Source organism: Streptomyces sp. NBC_00435 (genome assembly GCF_036014235.1).
Lineage (GTDB): Bacteria > Actinomycetota > Actinomycetes > Streptomycetales > Streptomycetaceae > Streptomyces.
The window spans coordinates 5,984,863-6,007,509 of the sequence record NZ_CP107924.1 but is presented as its reverse complement, the minus strand read 5'-3'; the positions used below and the strand labels follow the sequence as shown (position 1 = coordinate 6,007,509).

Genomic DNA, 22,647 nt, shown 5'->3' with positions numbered 1-22,647 from the left:
ACCGGCCCCCGCCGCCCGTCCCGGTACGGCAAGATCCCCGGAGTGCGGCGCGGCACCCCGGGGATCCGGAACGTTTTATTCCTTGCTGGTCAGCCGTTGATCCGCGGCCGCTCAGCCCGCCTGGGCCTGTCCCTGGCGCGGGTCGTCCTTGGTGTATGTGAGACGTTCCACCTGTCCGGGCTGGAATTCGTCCTTGATCTCCTTGCCGTTCACGAAGAGCTTCACGACCCCGGCATCGCCGAGCACCAGGTCGATGGACTCCTTGTCCGTGAACGTCTTCGACTGACCCTGCGTGAGGGTGCCGTCGAAGAGGAGCCGGCCACTGTGGTCCTTGGCCGAGATCCAGCTCTCGCCGTCGTTGGCCGTCAGGACGACCGTGACGAGGTCCTTGGGCGCGGCGGCGATGGCGCTGTCCGAGGGGTCCGGCTTGGGAGCCTTCGGGGCCGGCGGCGCCTGGACGGAAGGCTTGACGGCGTTCGGTGTGGGTGCGGGCTTGGGCACGGTGGTGCCTTCCGCCACCGGCCGCTTCGCCTTCTCGTCGCCGCCGCCGAAGGCCGTGAAGCCCACGAAGCCGATCACGGCGACGATGGCGGCGACCATGGCGGCGGTCCAGTTGGGCCGCTGCCGTTCGGGGCGGATGCGCTCGGCTTCGAACATCGGCGCGGCGGGGGTGGGTGCCGGCCGGCCGCCGTGGGCCGCGTCGTAGCTGTCGATCAGGGGTGCCGGATCGATCCGCACGGCGCGGGCGAGCGTACGGATGTGGCCACGGGCGTAGACATCGCCGCCGCAGCGCGAGAAATCATCGGATTCGATCGCGTGCACGATCGGAATGCGCACGCGGGTGGTGGAACTGACCTCGTCGACGGTCAGCCCGGCGGCGATCCGGGCCTTCTTGAGGGCCGTCCCGATCGACGGCTCTTCGACGGAACGTTCGACGATGCGGTCCTCGGACCGGTCGTCGGTCGAAGGCCGCTCTTCTTCGGGGGAGTTGGAGTTGCCGATGGACACGAGGGCGCCTTTCGAGCGTGTAGCCACCTGCTGGATGTCCAGTCTAGGGGGGTGACGAAAGGGTGGAGCAACCGGAGGGGGGCCTCCCTACGCCATACGAATGGCCAGGAGGCTCCCGTCCGGTCCGGCGGCCGGGAACGCACCACCATCTCCCTCAACTGGACGCACGCCCGGGGGAAACGGTTGTGCCCCGATCCTTTGCGGCCGCGCCGGTGCGGGCTGCCCCGGTACGGGCTACTCCGAAGTCTCCCCACGGATCACCGCGAGCACTCCGTCCAGCTCGTCGGACTTCAGCAGTACGTCGCGCGCCTTCGACCCCTCGCTCGGCCCGACGATCCCCCGCGACTCCATCAGGTCCATCAGCCGCCCGGCCTTAGCGAACCCCACCCGCAGCTTGCGCTGGAGCATCGACGTGGACCCGAACTGCGTGGAGACGACCAGCTCCGCCGCCTGGCACAGCAGGTCCAGGTCGTCGCCGATCTCCTCGTCGATCTCCTTCTTCTGCTTCTGCCCGACCGTGACGTCGTTGCGGAAGACGGGCGCCATCTGGTCCTTGCAGTGCTGCACGATCCCGGCGATCTCGTCCTCGGTGACGAAGGCGCCCTGCAGCCGGACCGGCTTGTTCGCCCCCATCGGAAGGAACAGCCCGTCGCCCTTGCCGATCAGCTTCTCCGCGCCCGGCTGGTCGAGGATGACCCGACTGTCGGCGAGGGAGGAAGTGGCGAAGGCGAGCCGCGAGGGCACGTTCGCCTTGATCAGACCGGTCACCACGTCCACGGAGGGCCGCTGCGTGGCGAGCACCAGGTGGATGCCGGCCGCACGCGCCAGCTGGGTGATCCGGACGATCGAGTCCTCCACGTCGCGCGGGGCCACCATCATCAGGTCGGCGAGCTCGTCGACGATCACCAGGAGGTACGGGTACGGGCTGAGCTCCCGCTCGCTGCCCGGCGGCAGTTTGATCTTGCCGTCGCGGATCGCCTTGTTGAAGTCGTCGATGTGCCGGTACCCGAAGGCCGCCAGGTCGTCGTAGCGCAGGTCCATCTCGCGCACGACCCACTGGAGCGCCTCGGCGGCCCGCTTCGGGTTGGTGATGATCGGCGTGATCAGGTGCGGAATGCCCTCGTACGCCGTCAGCTCCACCCGCTTGGGGTCCACCAGCACCATCCGGACGTCCTCCGGGGTTGCCCGCACCATCACCGAGGTGATCAGGCAGTTGATGCAGGAGGACTTGCCGGAGCCGGTGGCGCCGGCGACCAGCACGTGCGGCATCTTCGCCAGGTTGGCCATGACGTAGCCGCCCTCGACGTCCTTGCCGAGCGCCACCAGCATCGGGTGGTCGTCCTCGGCCGCGTCGGCCAGCCTGAGCACGTCCCCCAGGTTGACCATCTCGCGGTCGGTGTTCGGGATCTCGATGCCGACCGCCGACTTGCCCGGGATCGGGCTGATGATGCGCACGTCCGGCGAGGCCACCGCGTAGGCGATGTTCTTCGCCAGCGCCGTGATCCGCTCGACCTTCACGGCCGGTCCCAGCTCCACCTCGTAGCGGGTCACCGTCGGGCCCCGGGTGAAACCGGTGACCTTCGCATCGACCTTGAACTCCATGAAGACGTTCGTCAGCGAGGCCACGACCGCGTCGTTCGCGGCGCTCCGGGTCTTCCCGGGCCCGCCCTTCTCCAGCAGGTCCAGGGAGGGCAGGGAGTACGTGATGTCGCCGCGCAGCTGGAGCTGCTCGGCGCGGGGCGGCAGGGCCTGGGTCTGAGGCGGGGCCTTGGTCAGGTCAGGGACGGACAGCGTCCCGGAGGCCGCCGCGGTGGTGTCGTGCGGCGCGGACGTGGCCGCGGACGCGTCGGCAGCGGGCGCGGACGCGGGCGGGTCCTCCTCGCGGGCGGCCGGTACCGGAGCGGTGATCTCCGCGCCCTCGCGCTCCACCGAGATGCCGTGCGTGAGGTCCGCGACCAGCGGGGAGGGCGGCATTCCGCCGTACACCACCCCGTCCAGCGCGGCGGCCGCCGCGGCCGCCACGTCGACGGCGTCCATCTGCCGGTCCATGGCCGGCCGGCCGGTGGCCCGCCGGGGGCGCCGCCGGGCGAGCGCCTCCTCCTCGGCGGCCTCCGCCGGATCACCCGTACCCGCGCCACCGGAGTGTGCCCGCCACTGCGCGGCGTCGTGCCGGTCCTGCCGGTCCTGGCGGTCCTGCCCGTCGGCGGCCGCTCCCCCGGTCTCCCCGTACCCCTGGTCGTACTCGTTCGGCGCGATCACGCCCAGCCGGATCCCCGCGCTCCGCAGCCGCTGCGGGATCGCGTTGACGGGGGTGGCGGTGACCACCAGCAGCCCGAAGACGGTGAGCAGCACCAGCATCGGCACGGCCAGCGGCGCGCCCATTGTGAAGATCAGCGGCTTCGAGGCGCCCCAGCCGATCAGCCCGCCCGCGTTCTGCATGGCGGTGGTGCCCTCGTCCCGCCCGGGAGCTCCGCAGGCGATGTGCACGAGCCCCAGGACTCCGATGACGAGCGCGGAGAGCCCGATGCCGATGCGGCCGTTGGCGTCGGCCTGCTCGGGATGACGGATGAAACGTACCGCCATGACGCCGAGCAGGACCGGCACGAGCAGATCGAGCCGCCCGAAGGCGCCGGTGACCAGCATGGTCACCAGATCCCCAACGGGTCCGCTCAGGTTCGACCAGGTCCCGGCGGCCACGATCAGCGCGAGCGCGAGCAGCAGCAGGGCGAGGCCGTCCTTGCGGTGGGCCGGGTCGAGGTTCCTCGCGCCCTGCCCGATGCCGCGGAAGACCGCTCCGACCGCGTGCGCGATGCCGAGCCAGAGGGCGCGCACCAGCCGCAGCACGCCCCCGGTGGGGGACGGCGCGGGCTTGGGCGCGACCTTCTTGACCGGGGCGCGCCTGGTGGCGGCCGTCTTCCTGGCGGGCGGCTTGCGCGCGGGGGCAGCCTTCTTCGCCGGCGCCGTCGTACGGCCGGTGCGGCCCTTCGCGGTGCCCGCAGTGCTCTGGGAACCCTTACCGGACGTACTTGAGGCCATGGCCCAGAGGTTACCGGTGCGCGCCCCGGTGGACACGCGTGCCCACCCCTTCACCCGTTCGTGTCGCCGCCGTCCGCGCACGGGTGACGCCCCGTGCCCGTGGCCCGTCTTGACTCTCCGCCAGACCTGACGGACCGCCAAGCGGCCTCAATGGCGGGCTCCCTGCCCTGCGGGGACCAGCCCCGGAGCTACGAGCCCCACGCCCCTCAGCCCTGCGCGGGCAGCACGGGAGCCCCGCCGCCGGTCCCCGGCTCCAGCGCGTCGAGCGCCCGCCGCAGACCGGTGAGCTTGCGCTCCAGATGGGCCGCGGTGGCCACCACCGAGGGATCGGCCGCTTCCTCGCCGAGCTGCTTGGTGAGCGCCTCCGCCTGCTCCTCCACGGCGGCGAGCCGCGCGGAGAGCTCGGCCAGCAGGCCGGCCGTCTCCTTGGACCCGTCCACCGCGCCGTTGGTGCTGCCGCCCTCCAGCTGGAGCCTCAGCAGCGCCGCCTGCTCACGCAGTTGGCAGTTCTTCGTGTACAGCTCCACGAACACCGAGACCTTGGCCCGCAGCACCCACGGGTCGAAGGGCTTGGAGATGTAGTCCACCGCGCCCGCCGCGTACCCGCGGAAGGTGTGGTGCGGACCGTGGTTGATCGCCGTGAGGAAGATGATCGGGATGTCCCGGGTCCGCTCCCGCCGCTTGATGTGCGCGGCCGTCTCGAATCCGTCCATGCCCGGCATCTGCACATCCAGCAGGATGACCGCGAAATCGTCCGTCAGCAGCGCCTTGAGCGCTTCCTCCCCCGACGACGCCCGGACCAGTGTCTGATCGAGCGCGGAGAGAATGGCCTCCAGCGCCAGCAGATTCTCCGGCCGGTCATCGACCAGGAGGATCTTGGCCTTCTGCACCATGCCCTGTCCTCCTCGCCCCGGCATGGGGCCTCCCCGGCTCCTGGCACCGGCCTGTGCGCCGGGCCCCGCCCCAGAGGACGGCATCCTTGCGCCGTCCGTCCTTGTGCCGGTCATCGTAGCCCCAGTCCCGAGATCGCCACACCCTGTCACCAAGATGTCACTGTGCACGGATCGGAAACGTGGCGGGAGCGCAGAAGGTTCCCTCGCGAGTCCCTCCCCGCCCGCCCGTCCACGTCTCACTTGCCCCGCATATGCCCTTCCATGACCGACAGTAGGTAGTCGGGCTCGACCGGCTTGGTCACATAGTCCGAGGCTCCGGACTCGATCGCCTTCTCCCGGTCCCCCTTCATCGCCTTCGCCGTCAGCGCGATGATCGGCAGCCCCTCGAACTGCGGCATCCGCCGGATCGCCGAGGTCGTCGCGTACCCGTCCATCTCCGGCATCATGATGTCCATCAGCACGAGCGCCACGTCGTCGTGCTGCTCCAGCACCTCGATGCCCTCCCGGCCGTTCTCCGCGTACAGCACCGCCAGCCCGTGCTGTTCCAGCACGCTCGTCAGCGCGAAGACGTTGCGCACATCGTCGTCCACGATCAGCACCCGCTCCCCGTGGAAGTCGTACGAGCGCGGCACCACCGGCAGCGGCTCGTCGACGGCCCAGGGCTCCACGTCGCCCTGCCCCGGCACCTCCGCCCGCAACGCCGGCTCGCTCATCGCCTTGCGGCGCCGCCGGAACAGCGCCGACGACCCCTGCCCGGCCGGTTCCCCGGCGCGCGGCAGGGCCATCGGCTGCGCGGGCCCTACGGGGCCCTGCTGGGCCGGCGCCGCCGGCAGCGCGGGCCGCGCCTCCTCGGCCGCCGGGCGGCGGTACAGCTCCGCCCGCGCACCCCCGGGCGTCGGCGGCGCGTACCCCTGCGGGGGCAGCTCGCTCGGGTGCAGCGGCAGGTACAGCGTGAAGGTCGACCCTCGGCCGGGCTCGCTCGCCGCGTGGATCTCCCCGCCCAACAGCCGGGCGATCTCGCGGCTGATGGAGAGCCCGAGGCCGGTACCGCCGTACTTGCGGCTGGTGGTCCCGTCGGCCTGCTTGAAGGCCTCGAAGATCACCAGCATCTTGCTCGCGGCGATCCCGATCCCGGTGTCGGTCACCGAGAAGGCGATCAGATCGGCGTCCGCCTCGCGCAGCGAACCGGCCTCCAGCAGCTGCTCGCGGATCGCGATCGGCACGTCGGCCCCGGCGGGCCGGATCACCAGCTCCACCGCCCCGGTGTCGGTGAACTTCACCGCGTTCGACAGCAGGTTGCGCAGCACCTGCAGCAGCCGCTGCTCGTCGGTGTGCAGGGTCGCCGGGAGCTCCGGGGAGACCCGCACCGAGAAGTCGAGCCCCTTCTCCGCCGTCAGCGGACGGAAAGTGGCCTCCACGTAGTCGACGAGCTGGACCAGCGCGATCCGGGTCGGGGAGACGTCCATCTTCCCGGCCTCGACCTTCGACAGGTCGAGGATGTCGTTGATCAGCTGGAGCAGGTCGGAGCCGGCCCCGTGGATGGTCTCGGCGAACTCCACCTGCTTGGGCGACAGGTTCCCGTCCGCGTTGTCGGCGAGCAGCTTGGCCAGGATCAGCAGCGAGTTGAGCGGGGTCCGCAGCTCGTGCGACATGTTCGCCAGGAACTCCGACTTGTAGCGCATCGAGACCGCGAGCTGCTCGGCGCGCTCCTCCAGGACCTGGCGGGCCTCCTCGATCTCGGTGTTCTTCACCTCGATGTCCCGGTTCTGCTGGGCCAGCAGCTCGGCCTTCTCCTCCAGCTCGGCGTTGGCCGCCTGGAGGGCCTTCTGCCGATTCTCCAGCTCGTCGGAGCGCTCGCGCAGTTGCTCGGTCATCTCCTGCGACTGCTTGAGCAGCATCTCCGTCTTGGAGTTGACGGAGATGGTGTTGACGCTCGTGCCGATCATCTCGGCGATCTGGCTGAGGAAGTCCTTCTGGATCTGCGTGAACGGCTGGAAGGAGGCCAGCTCGATGACACCGAGCACCGTCCCCTCGAAGAGCACCGGCAGCACGATCACATGCGCCGGCGGCGCCTCGCCGAGCCCCGAGGAGATCTTCAGGTAGCCGGGCGGGGTGTTCTCGATCAGGATCATGCGCTTCTCTTCGGCGACCGTCCCGATCAGCCCCTCCCCCGGCCGGAAGGAGATGGGCATCTGGCCGCCCGCGTACGCGTAACTCCCGCGCATCCGCAGCTCGTACGGACCGTCCGCGCCCCCCTCCGTCCCGATCTCGGTGGGTCCGCCGGCCGGCAGCGCCAGGAAGAACGCGCCGTGCTGCGCCGAGACCACCGGAGTCAGCTCGCTCATGATCAGCGAGGCCACGTCGTCCAGCTCCCGGCGGCCCTGCATCAGGGCGGAGATGCGGGCGAGGTTGCCCTTGAGCCAGTCCTGCTCCTTGTTGGCCAGGGTGGTGTCGCGCAGGTTGGCGATCATCGTGTTGATGTTGTCCTGGAGGACCTGGATCTCGCCCGCCGCGTCCACGTCGATCTTGAGGTTGAGGTCGCCGCGGGTCACCGCGGTGGCCACCGCCGCGATCGCGCGCACCTGCCGGGTGAGGTTGCCGGCCATCTCGTTCACGGACTCGGTCAGGTCCCGCCAGGTGCCGTCGACGTCCCGGACCCGGGCCTGGCCGCCGAGGATGCCCTCCGTACCCACCTCGCGGGCCACCCGGGTCACCTGGTCGGCGAACGAGGACAGCTGGTCGACCATCGTGTTGATCGTGGTCTTGAGCTCGAGGATCTCGCCGCGGGCGTCGATGTCGATCTTCTTGGTCATGTCGCCCTTGGCGATGGCGGTCGTGACCATGGCGATCTGCCGCACCTGGCCGGTGAGGTTGGACGCCATGAAGTTCACCGAGTCGGTGAGGTCCTTCCACGTCCCGGACACCCCCGGCACGTGCGCCTGACCGCCCAGCCGGCCCTCCGTACCCACCTCGCGGGCCACGCGCGTGACCTCGTCGGCGAAGGACGACAGGGTCTTGACCATCGTGTTGACGGTGTCGGCGAGCTGCGCGACCTCGCCGCGCGCCTCGACCGTGACCGTCTTGGTCAGGTCGCCGTTGGCCACCGCCGTCGAGACCTGCGCGATCCCGCGCACCTGGGCCGTCAGATTGCCGGCCATGGTGTTGACGTTGTCGCTGAGGTCCTTCCAGATGCCGGTCACCCCGCGCACCCGGGCCTGGCCGCCGAGGATGCCCTCGGTGCCCACCTCACGGGCCACCCGCGTCACCTGCTCGGCGAACGAGGACAGCTGGTCCACCATCGTGTTCACGGTGGTGACCAGTTCGAGGATCTCGCCCTTCGCATCGACCGTGATCTTCTTGGAGAGGTCACCCATGGCGACCGCCGTGGTCACCTCGGCGATGTTGCGCACCTGCGAGGTCAGGTTGTTCGCCATGAAGTTGACGGACTGGGTGAGGTCCTTCCAGGTGCCGGAGACACCCTTCACCTCCGCCTGGCCGCCCAGGATGCCCTCGGTGCCCACCTCACGGGCCACCCGCGTCACCTGCTCGGCGAAGTTCGAGAGCTGGTCCACCATCGTGTTGAGGGTGTTCTTCAGCTCCAGGATCTCGCCCCGGGCGTCCACCTCGATCTTCTGCGACAGATCACCGCGTGCCACGGCGGTGGCCACCTGCGCGATGTTGCGCACCTGCGAGGTCAGGTTCCCGGCCATGCCGTTCACCGAGTCCGTCAGGTCCCGCCACACGCCGGCCACACCGGGCACCTGCGCCTGACCGCCGAGCCGGCCCTCGGTGCCCACGTCGCGGGCCACCCGGGTGACCTGCTCGGCGAAGGCGGAGAGCTGGTCGACCATGGTGTTGATGGTGTTCTTCAGCTCCAGGATCTCGCCGCGCGCGTCCACGTCGATCTTCTGGGAGAGGTCACCGCGGGCCACCGCCGTGGTCACCTGGGCGATCTGGCGCACCTGGGAGGTCAGGTTGCCGGCCATGAAGTTGACGGAGTCGGTGAGCTCCTTCCACGTGCCGGACACCCCCTCGACCCGGGCCTGGCCGCCGAGCCGGCCCTCGGTGCCCACGTCCCGGGCCATCCGCGTGACCTGGTCGGCGAAGGAGGACAGCTGGTCCACCATCGTGTTCACGGTGTTCTTCAGCTGCAGCATCTCGCCGGAGACGTCGACCGTGACCTTCTGCGACAGGTCGCCGTTGGCCACCGCCGTCGTCACCTGGGCGATGTTGCGGACCTGTCCCGTGAGGTTGCGGAAGGCGGTGTTCACCGAGTCGGTGAGGTCCTTCCACGTCCCGGCCGCGCCCGGCACCTGCGCCTGACCGCCCAGCTCACCCTCGACGCCGACCTCGCGGGCCACCCGCGTCACTTCTGCACCGAAGGACTGGAGCTGGTCCACCATCGTGTTGACGGTGTTCTTCAGCTCCAGCATCTCGCCGGCCACGTTCACGGTGACCTTCTGCGACAGGTCGCCGTTGGCCACCGCCGTCGTCACCTGCGCGATGTCCCGCACCTGCGTGGTGAGGTTGCGGAAGACCGTGTTCACCGAGTCGGTGAGGTCCTTCCACGTCCCGGCCGCGCCCGGCACCTGCGCCTGACCGCCGAGCAGGCCCTTCGCCCCGACCTCGCTCGCCACACGCGTGACCTCGTCCGCGAACGTCCGCAGCGTCTCGGTCATCTGGTTGATCGTTTCGGCCAGTTGCGCGACCTCGCCGCGCGCGCTGACCCGGACCTTCTGCGACAGGTCACCGTTGGCCACGGCCGTCGTCACCTGGGCGATCCCCCGCACCTGGGCGGTCAGGTTGCCCGCCATCGTGTTGACGGAGTCGGTCAGGTCCTTCCACACGCCCGCGACCCCGGGCACCTTCGCCTGACCGCCGAGCTCACCCTCCGTACCCACCTCGCGGGCCACCCGGGTCACCTCGGAGGAGAACGAGGACAGCTGGTCCACCATCGTGTTCACGGTGTTCTTCAGCTGCAGCATCTCGCCGGCCACGTGCACCGTGACCTTGCGCGACAGATCGCCCTTGGCCACCGCCGTCGTCACGAGAGCAATGTCACGCACCTGGGCGGTGAGCCGGTACGCCATCGTGTTGACGGAGTCGGTCAGATCCTTCCAGGACCCGGACATTCCGCGCACCTGCGCCTGGCCACCGAGCTTGCCCTCGGTACCGACCTCCAGCGCCACCCGCGTCACCTCGTCGGTGAACGCGGAGAGCTGGTCGACCAGGTTGTTGACCGTCCGCCCGACCTTCAGGAACTCACCGCGCAGGGGATGGCCGGCCCCCTCCGCCGCCTGGGTCCGCAGGTCCATGCGCTGGTCGAGATCACCCTCGGCCACCGCCGACAGCACCCGGCCCACCTCGGACACCGGCCGGGCCAGATCGTCCACCAGCTGGTTCGAGGCATCGATCGCGGCCGCCCAGGAACCCTCGCAGGCACCCGTTTCCAGCCGTTCGCTGAGCTTGCCCTCGCGGCCCACCATCCGCCGCACCCGGGACAGCTCCCCGGTCAGATGGAGATTGCGGTCGGCGACCTCGTTGTAGACGGCGGCGATCTCCGCCATCACGCCCTCGCCGGACACCGTCAGCCGCTTGCGGAAGTTCCCGTCCCGCATCGACACCAGGGCCGTGAGCAGCCTGTTCAGGGCCGCGGCATCGACTTCCGTCGTACCGCCCCGCCGGGAGCGTCCTCCCTTCGGGCGCGTTCCCGTACGCCGCACCGCCGCGCCAGACTCCACCGTGTCCCTCCCGAAAGGGTCGACCGCTGTTCCACCGGGCATCTTGTTCATCTACCCGACTCCAAGCCTGCCCAGTGTTTCACCCCGGCCCAACCCGGCCATAACACTCCGGCACCATCGCACACCGGCCGCACCCTGCGGGTGGATTCCCAGACGACGGCACCATGGCGAGCGCGAAGGTAAGTAACCTGGCATCCGTTGTCCACCGCGTCGAAGGAGACTTGTGATCACGGCACGGGCGGCTGCCACGTTCGATCCCCAAGGGCGCTCGGTCGCCGCTGCCCGCGCATTCGTCCGCGACACCCTCCAGGGCTGGGGCTTCGCGGACATCATCGACGACGCGGTGGTCCTCACCAGCGAACTCGTCACCAACGCCGTGGTCCATGCCGGCACCCGCGCCGAAGTCCTGTGCCTGCGCACCGAGGACGGCGTACGGGTCGAGGTCGCCGACCGCTACCCGGAGCGCGAGCTCCCCCTCCAGCACCCCGGCGAGCGCCCGTACGCCGACCCCGACCGCGAGAGCGGCCGCGGACTCATGCTCTGCGCCGCCCTCGCCACCCGCTGGGGCGTCGAGTACACCTCCACCAACAAACACGTGTGGTTCCGGCTCGACATGCCGGACCGGCCGGTCGGTACCCGCTCCGCAGGCCCCGTGGTCCCCGACCAGCTGCTCCCCCTCGCCGACAGCCGGGTCCGCGTCGCCGTCCTGCAGGTCGACGCCACCGGCACCGTCGCCGCCTGGAACGAGGACGCCGAGATCGTCTTCGGCCACCCCGCCGAGAAGGCCGTCGGCCGCCCGCTGGCCGAGCTCGCCGCCTGGCCGCAGACCCCCGGCACCGGCACCGGCATCGCCGAGGCCCTGCGCCTGTCCCGCTGGGAGGGCAGCTACGGCATCCGCGGCGCCGACGGCCGCGTCATCCCCGTCTACGCCTCCCACCTGCGGGTCCGCGATGCCCACGGCGAGCCCTCGATCGTCTGCCTGCTCGTCCACGACGACGAGCGCGCCCTGCTCCAGAGCCCCGTACGCGTCCCCGTGGACGGCGGCCACCTCACCGAATCCCGCCCGGTGGACCCCTTCGAGATCTTCATCGGCTCCCCCGCCCCCGACGACCTCGACGGCCTCCTCCAGCGCACCGTGGAACGCGCCCGCGACCTCCTCGACGCGGACTCCGCCTTCCTCCTCCTCGCCACCGACGACGAGACCGAGCTGGAGGTCCGCGCCACCACCGGCCTGCCCTCCACCCGCCAGCGCTTCGCCCGCGTCCCCGTCGAAGCCGGCACCAACCGCTACGGCAGCGCCCGCATGCCCGCCGTCCACGAGGACCTCGTCGTCGTCCCCGGAGCCGTACCGCTCCTGGAGTCCACCGGCATGCGCTCCGCCATCACGGTCCCCCTCAAGGTCGAGGGACGCCTCACCGGCTCGCTCGGCGTCGCCGCCGAGGTCCCCGGCCGCTACTCCAACGACGACGCCCTGCGCCTGCAGTTCGCCGCCGACCGCATCGCCCTCGCCGTCGAATCCGCCCGCCTCGGCGAGCTGGAACGGCTGCGCCGCGGCTCCCTCTCCTTCCTCGTCGAGGCCTCCGACCTGCTCGCCGGCACCCTCGACCGGGACCAGACCCTGGCCCTCATGGCCCAGATGACCGTCCCCACCCTCGCCACCTGGTGCGCCGTCTACACCATCGCCGACCAGGCCTCCGACCCGTTCCTCTCCTACGTCCTGCACGAGGACGAGGAACGCATCGACGGCCTCAAGGCCCTGCTCGCCCAGGTCAGTCCGCCCGAGCCGGTCCGCGAGGCCGGCGCCCGGCCCTGGCCCGCGACGACCCTCGCGGTCGGCGGCGAGACGGTGGTCCTCCCGCTCCTCGCCCGCAACCGCGTCATCGGCATGCTGACCCTCGGCAAACCCTCCGAGGAGCACTTCCGGCAGGAGATCCTCGAACTCGCCGAGGACCTGTCCCGGCGCGCCGCCCTGGCCCTGGACAACGCCCGCCTGTACTCCGAGCGCACCGCCATCAGCCGCTCCCTCCAGCGCAGCCTGCTGCCGCCCGGCTCCCCCGCCATCCCCGGCATCGAGGTGGAGGTCATCTACCGCGCCGCCGGCGAGGGCAACGAGGTGGGCGGCGACTTCTACGACGTCTTCCCCATCCGTCCCGGCGTCTACGGGTTCGCCATCGGCGACGTCTGCGGTACGGGCCCGGAGGCGGCCGCCGTCACCGGCCTGGCCCGGCACGCCCTGCGCCTGCTGGCCCGCGAGGGCCTCGGCGGCCCGGCCGTACTGGAACGCCTCAACGCGGCGATCCTCGACGAGGGCGACCGCAGCCGCTTCCTCACGCTCCTCTACGGCGAGCTGCACCCCCAGCCCGACGGCGGCGCCCACATGAAGGTCGTCTGCGCCGGCCACCCGCTCCCCCTGCGCCTGCGCCCGAACGGCGAGGTCGTCCCCGCAGCGGACCCGCAGCCGCTCCTGGGCGTACTCGACGACCTGGAACTGTACGAGCAGACCCTCACCCTGGACCCGGGCGACGTCCTGCTCTGCGTCACGGACGGCATCACCGAACGCCGCGAGGGCACCCGCATGCTGGGTGATGACGGCCTAGCCGAGGTCCTCACCACCTGTACGGGCCTCACCGCCGGCGCCGTCGCCTCCCGCGTGCTGCGCGCGGTGGAACGCTTCGCGGCCGAACCGGCCTCGGACGACATGGCCATCCTCGCCTTCCGCATCCCGGAACAGCGCCACGGCGACTGAACACGCCACCGTGCCCCGCGCTCACCGCCGGGGCCGCGCCACCAGGATCATGAACGACGGGGCTGCCATTTCAGGGTTCCAGGGCGTACTGCCCGTCGCGACGACCACATCGTGGCCGGTGCCGGACGGGGACGACGGAGACGGGGACGGGGAGGCGCCGTCGGCGACCAGGGCCGTCCTGGGTGTGCGGGCGAGGTGTCGGATCCGTTCGGTGCTCATGAGCGTTCCTCCCGTGGATCGAGGGGCTTGGAACTCCTGACTGATTCCATTGCGCCCCGAACCCGGCCCCTGGTCACGGCCCGAAGATTCGGGGCTTGACGAGGAGCCCAGGAACCCCTCCACACGGAAAAGGACCCTCGCCACAAGGCGAAGGCCCTCCTGCACCGTCCCTCAGACATCGTCCCGACGCGTCAGCTCGATCCCCAGCACGTCATGAACGTACAGCCGCCCAATCTCCGGTTCACGTCATCGACCCGATGAATACTCACGGAAACGCAAAAAGGCCCCCGCCAATGGCGGGGGCCTTCTCGTTTTGGAGCCCTTTAACGGAATCGAACCGTTGACCTTCTCCTTACCATGGAGACGCTCTACCGACTGAGCTAAAAGGGCGGGTTGTTCGGCGGTGTCCTACTCTCCCACAGGGTCCCCCCTGCAGTACCATCGGCGCTGAAAGGCTTAGCTTCCGGGTTCGGAATGTAAACCGGGCGTTTCCCTAACGCTATGACCACCGAAACACTATGAAGTTAACCAACCGGATATGACACAGTTCGTTACTTCAGAACTAACACAGTGGACGCGAGCAACTGAGGACAAGCCCTCGGCCTATTAGTACCAGTCAGCTTCACCCGTTACCGGGCTTCCACATCTGGCCTATCAACCCAGTCGTCTACTGGGAGCCTTACCCTCTCAAGGAGGTGGGAATACTCATCTTGAAGCAGGCTTCCCGCTTAGATGCTTTCAGCGGTTATCCCTCCCGAACGTAGCCAACCAGCCATGCCCTTGGCAGGACAACTGGCACACCAGAGGTTCGTCCGTCCCGGTCCTCTCGTACTAGGGACAGCCCTTCTCAATATTCCTACGCGCACAGCGGATAGGGACCGAACTGTCTCACGACGTTCTAAACCCAGCTCGCGTACCGCTTTAATGGGCGAACAGCCCAACCCTTGGGACCGACTCCAGCCCCAGGATGCGACGAGCCGACATCGAGGTGCCAAACCATCCCGTCGATATGGACTCTTGGGGAAGATCAGCCTGTTATCCCCGGGGTACCTTTTATCCGTTGAGCGACGGCGCTTCCACAAGCCACCGCCGGATCACTAGTCCCGACTTTCGTCCCTGCTCGACCCGTCGGTCTCACAGTCAAGCTCCCTTGTGCACTTACACTCAACACCTGATTGCCAACCAGGCTGAGGGAACCTTTGGGCGCCTCCGTTACTTTTTGGGAGGCAACCGCCCCAGTTAAACTACCCATCAGACACTGTCCCTGATCCGGATCACGGACCGAGGTTAGACATCCAGCACGACCAGAGTGGTATTTCAACGACGACTCCACCCCAACTGGCGTTGGGGCTTCAAAGTCTCCCACCTATCCTACACAAGCCGAACCGAACACCAATATCAAACTATAGTAAAGGTCCCGGGGTCTTTCCGTCCTGCTGCGCGAAACGAGCATCTTTACTCGTAGTGCAATTTCACCGGGCCTATGGTTGAGACAGTCGAGAAGTCGTTACGCCATTCGTGCAGGTCGGAACTTACCCGACAAGGAATTTCGCTACCTTAGGATGGTTATAGTTACCACCGCCGTTTACTGGCGCTTAAGTTCTCAGCTTCGCCACACCGAAATGTGACTAACCGGTCCCCTTAACGTTCCAGCACCGGGCAGGCGTCAGTCCGTATACATCGCCTTACGGCTTCGCACGGACCTGTGTTTTTAGTAAACAGTCGCTTCTCGCTGGTCTCTGCGGCCACCCCCAGCTCACGGAGTAAATCCGATCACCAGTGATGGCCCCCCTTCTCCCGAAGTTACGGGGGCATTTTGCCGAGTTCCTTAACCATAGTTCACCCGAACGCCTCGGTATTCTCTACCTGACCACCTGAGTCGGTTTAGGGTACGGGCCGCCATGAAACTCGCTAGAGGCTTTTCTCGACAGCATAGGATCATCCACTTCACCACAATCGGCTCGGCATCAGGTCTCAGCCTTATATGAGGGACGGATTTGCCTACCCCTCGGCCTACACCCTTACCCCGGGACTACCACCGCCCGGGCTGGACTACCTTCCTGCGTCACCCCATCGCTTACCTACTACAAGTCTGGTCCGCCGGCTCCACCACTTTCCTTTCCCCGAAGGGTCCGGAACGGCTTCACGGGCTTAGCATCGCCTGATTCGATATTGGGCGTTTCAAAGCGGGTACCGGAATATCAACCGGTTGTCCATCGACTACGCCTGTCGGCCTCGCCTTAGGTCCCGACTTACCCTGGGCAGATCAGCTTGACCCAGGAACCCTTAGTCAATCGGCGCACACGTTTCTCACGTGTGTATCGCTACTCATGCCTGCATTCTCACTCGTGAACCGTCCACAACTAGCTTCCGCTGCTGCTTCACCCGGCACACGACGCTCCCCTACCCATCACAGCGGGCGTTGGCCCTATAGCTGCAATGACACGACTTCGGCGGTACGCTTGAGCCCCGCTACATTGTCGGCGCGGAATCACTTGACCAGTGAGCTATTACGCACTCTTTCAAGGGTGGCTGCTTCTAAGCCAACCTCCTGGTTGTCTCTGCGACTCCACATCCTTTCCCACTTAGCGTACGCTTAGGGGCCTTAGTCGATGCTCTGGGCTGTTTCCCTCTCGACCATGGAGCTTATCCCCCACAGTCTCACTGCCACGCTCTCACTTACCGGCATTCGGAGTTTGGCTAAGGTCAGTAACCCGGTAGGGCCCATCGCCTATCCAGTGCTCTACCTCCGGCAAGAAACACGTGACGCTGCACCTAAATGCATTTCGGGGAGAACCAGCTATCACGGAGTTTGATTGGCCTTTCACCCCTAACCACAGGTCATCCCCCAGGTTTTCAACCCTGGTGGGTTCGGTCCTCCACGAAGTCTTACCTCCGCTTCAACCTGCCCATGGCTAGATCACTCCGCTTCGGGTCTAGAGCGTGCAACTCAATCGCCCTATTCGGACTCGCTTTCGCTACGGCTTCCCCACACGGGTTAACCTCGCTACACACCGCTAACTCGCAGGCTCATTCTTCAAAAGGCACGCAGTCACGACCGTTATTCCGAAGAATAACGGCGACGCTCCCACGGCTTGTAGGCACACGGTTTCAGGTACTATTTCACTCCGCTCCCGCGGTACTTTTCACCATTCCCTCACGGTACTATCCGCTATCGGTCACCAGGGAATATTTAGGCTTAGCGGGTGGTCCCGCCAGATTCACACGGGATTTCTCGGGCCCCGTGCTACTTGGGAGATTCTTAAGCAAGCCGCTGATGTTTCGTCTACGGGGGTCTTACCCTCTACGCCGGACCTTTCGCATGTCCTTCGACTACATCAACGGTTTCTGACTCGCCGACCGGCCGGCAGACCGATCAAAAGAATTCCCACAACCCCGCATGCGCAACCCCTGCCGGGTATCACACGCATACGGTTTGGCCTCATCCGGTTTCGCTCGCCACTACTCCCGGAATCACGGTTGTTTTCTCTTCCTGCGGGTACTGAGATGTTTCACTTCCCCGCGTTCCCTCCACACTGCCTATGTGTTCAGCAGTGGGTGACAGCCCATGACGACTGCCGGGTTTCCCCATTCGGACACCCCCGGATCAAAGCTCAGTTGGCAGCTCCCCGGGGCCTATCGCGGCCTCTCACGTCCTTCATCGGTTCCTGGTGCCAAGGCATCCACCGTGCGCCCTTAAAAACTTGGCCTACAGATGCTCGCGTCCACTGTGTAGTTCTCAAGCAACGACCAGCCACCCATCACCCCACCCGACAAGCAGGTGAGTTCACTGGGGCCGGCATCGCAGAAGGACAGCCTTTCGGCCGTACCCTCAGATACCCAACAACGTGCCAAGCACGATCCCCGCCACTATCACTGTTTTCCACGCCGAAGCAGTACTTACAGGATGTTTTGGAAACCGTGCCAACTAATCAACGTTCCACCCATGAGCTGACCGTGCAGAACATTTGTCTGCAATCGGTACTGTGCTCCTTAGAAAGGAGGTGATCCAGCCGCACCTTCCGGTACGGCTACCTTGTTACGACTTCGTCCCAATCGCCAGTCCCACCTTCGACAGCTCCCTCCCTTACGGGTTGGGCCACCGGCTTCGGGTGTTACCGACTTTCGTGACGTGACGGGCGGTGTGTACAAGGCCCGGGAACGTATTCACCGCAGCAATGCTGATCTGCGATTACTAGCAACTCCGACTTCATGGGGTCGAGTTGCAGACCCCAATCCGAACTGAGACCGGCTTTTTGAGATTCGCTCCACCTCACGGTATCGCAGCTCATTGTACCGGCCATTGTAGCACGTGTGCAGCCCAAGACATAAGGGGCATGATGACTTGACGTCGTCCCCACCTTCCTCCGAGTTGACCCCGGCGGTCTCCTGTGAGTCCCCATCACCCCGAAGGGCATGCTGGCAACACAGGACAAGGGTTGCGCTCGTTGCGGGACTTAACCCAACATCTCACGACACGAGCTGACGACAGCCATGCACCACCTGTATACCGACCACAAGGGGGGCACTATCTCTAATGCTTTCCGGTATATGTCAAGCCTTGGTAAGGTTCTTCGCGTTGCGTCGAATTAAGCCACATGCTCCGCTGCTTGTGCGGGCCCCCGTCAATTCCTTTGAGTTTTAGCCTTGCGGCCGTACTCCCCAGGCGGGGAACTTAATGCGTTAGCTGCGGCACCGACGACGTGGAATGTCGCCAACACCTAGTTCCCAACGTTTACGGCGTGGACTACCAGGGTATCTAATCCTGTTCGCTCCCCACGCTTTCGCTCCTCAGCGTCAGTAATGGCCCAGAGATCCGCCTTCGCCACCGGTGTTCCTCCTGATATCTGCGCATTTCACCGCTACACCAGGAATTCCGATCTCCCCTACCACACTCTAGCTAGCCCGTATCGAATGCAGACCCGAGGTTAAGCCTCGGGCTTTCACATCCGACGTGACAAGCCGCCTACGAGCTCTTTACGCCCAATAATTCCGGACAACGCTTGCGCCCTACGTATTACCGCGGCTGCTGGCACGTAGTTAGCCGGCGCTTCTTCTGCAGGTACCGTCACTTTCGCTTCTTCCCTGCTGAAAGAGGTTTACAACCCGAAGGCCGTCATCCCTCACGCGGCGTCGCTGCATCAGGCTTTCGCCCATTGTGCAATATTCCCCACTGCTGCCTCCCGTAGGAGTCTGGGCCGTGTCTCAGTCCCAGTGTGGCCGGTCGCCCTCTCAGGCCGGCTACCCGTCGTCGCCTTGGTGGGCCATTACCCCACCAACAAGCTGATAGGCCGCGGGCTCATCCTTCACCGCCGGAGCTTTTAACCCCCGCCCATGCAGGCAGGAGTGTTATCCGGTATTAGACCCCGTTTCCAGGGCTTGTCCCAGAGTGAAGGGCAGATTGCCCACGTGTTACTCACCCGTTCGCCACTAATCCACCCCGAAGGGCTTCATCGTTCGACTTGCATGTGTTAAGCACGCCGCCAGCGTTCGTCCTGAGCCAGGATCAAACTCTCCATGAATGTTTACCCGTAATCGGGTGCACACGCACTTAGAGCGGGACAGTCATGTCGGAATAAGACCGACCGTCCACTGCATCCTCGCTGTGTAATTGCCTGCAAGCATCACAGCCGAAGCCGTGACCCTACAGGTCTTTTTCAAAGGAACCTCATCCACCGAAATGGACGGGGTATCAACTTTTGGCGTTGATTTTTGGCACGCTGTTGAGTTCTCAAGGAACGGACACTTCCTTTGTACTCACCCTCTCGGGCTTTCCTCCGGGCGCTTCTTTCGTTCTTGCGTTTCCGACTCTATCAGAGTCAGTCCCGCTTGTTTTCCACCTTTCAGGTCATCCGCTTTCGCGTTTCCCTTTCCAGCGATTCCAACTCTACCAGATCGCTTCCTTGCCGTTTCCGGCTTGGATTTGAATTGGACGGCCATTGGAAAGCCATTCCCTTTCGGGCGAGCCAGACTTTATCAGGTTTCCCTGGTCTGGAATCCCACCCGCTCGCATCGGTTCTGTCCGGGCACACGTGTGTGCCCAGGTGCCGTGCGAGGTGGAGACGTAAACGTACTGGAGCGGGGCCCCCGGATGCAAATCCGGTTGCCCCGCTCCGGTCCGGTCGCTACGGCGAGGGTCAGACCTCGACGACGACCGGGAGGATCATCGGGCGGCGGCGGTAGCCGTCCGACACCCACTTGCCCATCGTGCGGCGGATGAGCTGCTGGATCTGGTGCGGCTCGGCGACGCCGTCGGCCGCGGCGCGGGCGATGGCTTCCTCGATCTTCGGCAGGACGGCGTTGAAGGCCGAGTCCTCGATGCCGGAGCCTCGGGCCTGGATGTTCGGGCCGCTGACGACCTTGCCGGTGGTGCTGTCCACCACGACGTAGACCGAGATGATGCCCTCGTCACCGAGGATCTTGCGGTCCTTGAGGTGGGCTTCGGTGACGTCGCCGACCGAGAGGCCGTCCACGTACACGTAGCCGGCCTGGACCTTGCCGGAGATGCGGGCCTTGCCGTCGATGAGGTCGACGACCACGCCGTCCTCGGCGATGACGATGCGGTCCTTCGGTACACCCGTCAGGGCGCCGAGCTCGGCGTTGGCGCGCAGGTGGCGCCATTCGCCGTGGACCGGCATCAGGTTCCGCGGCTTGCAGATGTTGTAGAAGTACAGCAGCTCGCCGGCGGAGGCGTGGCCGGAGACGTGCACCTTGGCGTTGCCCTTGTGGACGACGTTGGCGCCCCATCGGGTCAGGCCGTTGATCACGCGGTAGACCGCGTTCTCGTTGCCCGGGATGAGGGACGACGCCAGGATGACCGTGTCGCCGGGGACGATCCGGATCTGGTGGTCGCGGTTCGCCATGCGGGACAGGGCCGCCATCGGCTCGCCCTGCGAACCCGTGCAGACCAGGACGACCTCGTGGGCCGGCAGATCGTCGAGGGTCTTGACGTCCACGACCAGACCGGCCGGAACCTTCAGGTAGCCCAGGTCGCGCGCGATGCCCATGTTGCGGACCATCGAGCGGCCGACGAAGGCGACCCTGCGGCCGTACTCGTGGGCGGCGTCGAGGATCTGCTGGATGCGGTGCACGTGGCTGGCGAAGCTGGCCACGATGATCCGGTTGTTGGCGTTGGCGAAAACCGTGCGCAGGACGCCCGAGATCTCGCGCTCGGGCGGGACGAAGCCCGGGACCTCGGCGTTCGTCGAGTCCGAGAGGAGAAGGTCGATGCCCTCTTCGCTCAGGCGCGCGAAGGCGTGCAGGTCGGTGAGGCGGCCGTCCAGCGGCAGCTGGTCCATCTTGAAGTCACCGGTGGCCACGACCATGCCGGCGCCGGTGCGGATGGCCACGGCCAGGGCGTCCGGGATGGAGTGGTTGACGGCGATGAACTCGCAGTCGAAGGGGCCGAGGTTCTCGCGCTCGCCTTCCTTCACCTCGAGGGTGTAGGGGCGGATGCGGTGCTCCTGGAGCTTCGCCTCGATGAGGGCCAGCGTCAGCTTGGAGCCGATCAGCGGGATGTCCGGCTTCTCCCGGAGGAGGTACGGGACGGCGCCGATGTGGTCTTCGTGGCCGTGCGTGAGGACGATGCCCTCGATGTCGTCGAGGCGGTCCCGGATGGACGAGAAGTCCGGCAGGATCAGGTCGATGCCGGGCTGCTCCTCTTCGGGGAAGAGGACACCGCAGTCGACGATGAGCAGGCGACCGTCGAACTCGAAGACGGTCATGTTGCGGCCGATCTCACCGAGCCCGCCCAGGGGGGTGACCCGAAGGCCGCCCTTGGGGAGCTTCGGCGGCGGACCGAGTTCAGGATGCGGATGGCTCAAAAGGTTCTCCTTCACCACGCGCGGCCACGTCCCGGTCTGGGCACGTGGCGCGCATGTCATTCGTGCACTTGCTGTTGGCTTGTTGTGGTTCCGCTTGTTCAGTTGTGAAGTCTGGTGTCAGAGCTGTACCCCGCCGGCGGCAAGATCGATCTTGAGCTGTGCCGTCTCTTCGGCGGTCAGCTCGACCAGCGGGAGCCGGAGCGGCCCCGCGGGCAGTCCCTGCAGGTTCAGTGCGCCCTTGGTGGTGATCACACCCTGGGTGCGGAACATGCCGGTGAAAACGGGGAGCAGCTTCTGGTGGATCTCGGTGGCCTTCTGGACGTCGCCGCCCAGGTGGGCCTCGAGCATCTCGCGGAGCTCGGGGCTGACCACATGGCCGACCACGGAGACGAAGCCGACCGCGCCGACCGACAGGAGCGGCAGGTTCAGCATGTCGTCACCGGAGTACCACGCCAGGCCGCTCTGAGCGATGGCCCAGCTGGCGCGGCCGAGGTCACCCTTCGCGTCCTTGTTGGCAACGATACGGGGATGCTCGGCCAGCCGGACGAGTGTTTCGGTGTTGATCGGGACACCACTACGGCCGGGGATGTCGTAGAGCATGACCGGGAGGCCGGTGGCGTCGGCGATCGCCGTGAAGTGCCGGAAGAGGCCCTCCTGCGGCGGCTTGCTGTAGTACGGGGTGACCGCGAGCAGGCCGTGGGCGCCGGTGCGCTCGGCCTGGCGGGCGAGCTCCAGGGTGTGGCGGGTGTCATTGGTGCCGATGCCTGCGACCACGTGGGCCCGGTCTCCGACTGCTTCGAGTACGGCTCGTACGAGGTCGTTTTTCTCCGCGTCAGTGGTGGTCGGCGACTCACCGGTGGTGCCGTTGACGATCAGGCCGTCGTTGCCTGCGTCCACCAGGTGGACGGCGAGCCGCTGCGCGCCGTCGAGGTCAAGTGCGCCATCCGCCGTAAACGGCGTGATCATGGCGGTGAGGACCCGCCCGAAGGGGGTCTGCGGAGTCGAGATCGGAGCCATGGGTAACACGCTACTCGCTGCCATGCTCGCGGTGTCCCCTCGGGGGACGTGATGACGGTGTTGGAGCCCGGCACTGCCTGCTCGGGGGTTCAAGCAGTGCCGGGTCCGTTTGATCAGCCTAGATGAACTTTACGAAACGTGGCAATACGGACACTTCGGACTTG

General features: G+C 66.7%; 8 protein-coding genes, 1 tRNA gene and 3 rRNA genes. 1 reads left to right on the top strand and 11 read right to left on the bottom strand.

The window, feature by feature from the left end; genetic code table 11:
* Positions 1-111: 111 nt before the first annotated feature.
* The 4 genes from OG389_RS27610 to OG389_RS27595 form a co-directional block, all read right to left on the bottom strand.
* Positions 112-1,008, bottom strand: a complete 897-nt coding sequence (locus tag OG389_RS27610) for a helix-turn-helix domain-containing protein (RefSeq protein ID WP_328301127.1) — start codon at positions 1,006-1,008, stop codon at positions 112-114.
* 234 nt (positions 1,009-1,242) lie between these two features.
* Positions 1,243-4,044, bottom strand: coding sequence for an FtsK/SpoIIIE family DNA translocase (locus OG389_RS27605; protein WP_328301126.1), 2,802 nt, complete (start codon positions 4,042-4,044; stop codon positions 1,243-1,245).
* 206 nt (positions 4,045-4,250) lie between these two features.
* Positions 4,251-4,937, bottom strand: coding sequence for a response regulator (locus tag OG389_RS27600; protein WP_328301125.1), 687 nt, complete (start codon positions 4,935-4,937; stop codon positions 4,251-4,253).
* A gap of 236 nt (positions 4,938-5,173) precedes the next feature.
* Positions 5,174-10,678: a HAMP domain-containing protein gene (locus OG389_RS27595; protein ID WP_328301124.1), complete on the bottom strand. Its 5,505-nt coding sequence runs from the start codon at positions 10,676-10,678 to the stop codon at positions 5,174-5,176.
* 223 nt (positions 10,679-10,901) lie between these two features.
* Between OG389_RS27595 and OG389_RS27590 the strand changes: the two genes are divergently transcribed.
* Positions 10,902-13,424 carry a SpoIIE family protein phosphatase gene (locus OG389_RS27590; RefSeq protein WP_328301123.1) on the top strand — a complete coding sequence of 841 codons (2,523 nt, stop codon included), beginning with the start codon at positions 10,902-10,904 and terminating at the stop codon, positions 13,422-13,424.
* A 21-nt stretch (positions 13,425-13,445) separates the two neighbouring features.
* On the opposite strand, the gene OG389_RS27585 is transcribed toward OG389_RS27590, so the two are convergent.
* From OG389_RS27585 to dapA, 7 genes are all read right to left on the bottom strand, one after another.
* Positions 13,446-13,643, bottom strand: coding sequence for a hypothetical protein (locus OG389_RS27585; RefSeq protein WP_328301122.1), 198 nt, complete (start codon positions 13,641-13,643; stop codon positions 13,446-13,448).
* A 314-nt stretch (positions 13,644-13,957) separates the two neighbouring features.
* A tRNA-Thr gene (locus OG389_RS27580) sits at positions 13,958-14,033 on the bottom strand.
* A gap of 5 nt (positions 14,034-14,038) precedes the next feature.
* A 5S ribosomal RNA gene (gene rrf, locus OG389_RS27575) occupies positions 14,039-14,156 on the bottom strand.
* Between the two features lie 73 nt (positions 14,157-14,229).
* Positions 14,230-17,353: ribosomal RNA gene (locus OG389_RS27570) — 23S ribosomal RNA — on the bottom strand.
* Between the two features lie 287 nt (positions 17,354-17,640).
* Positions 17,641-19,165: ribosomal RNA gene (locus OG389_RS27565) — 16S ribosomal RNA — on the bottom strand.
* The 16S, 23S and 5S rRNA genes sit together here with 1 tRNA gene alongside, the layout of an rRNA operon.
* A gap of 615 nt (positions 19,166-19,780) precedes the next feature.
* A complete protein-coding gene (locus OG389_RS27560) occupies positions 19,781-21,466 on the bottom strand; it encodes a ribonuclease J (protein WP_328301121.1) in 1,686 nt (561 codons plus the stop codon).
* Positions 21,467-21,583: 117 nt separating this feature from the next.
* Complete coding sequence (gene dapA, locus OG389_RS27555) at positions 21,584-22,483, bottom strand: 4-hydroxy-tetrahydrodipicolinate synthase (RefSeq protein ID WP_328301120.1); 900 nt, start codon at positions 22,481-22,483, stop codon at positions 21,584-21,586.
* Positions 22,484-22,647: the final 164 nt, after the last annotated feature.

Coding starts and splice junctions, on each gene's coding strand:
- dapA (WP_328301120.1), bottom strand. CDS start 22,483: ATGGCTCCGATCTCGACTCCGCAGACCCCCTTCGGGCGGGTCCTCACC.
- OG389_RS27600 (WP_328301125.1), bottom strand. CDS start 4,937: ATGGTGCAGAAGGCCAAGATCCTCCTGGTCGATGACCGGCCGGAGAAT.
- OG389_RS27585 (WP_328301122.1), bottom strand. CDS start 13,643: ATGAGCACCGAACGGATCCGACACCTCGCCCGCACACCCAGGACGGCC.
- OG389_RS27605 (WP_328301126.1), bottom strand. CDS start 4,044: ATGGCCTCAAGTACGTCCGGTAAGGGTTCCCAGAGCACTGCGGGCACC.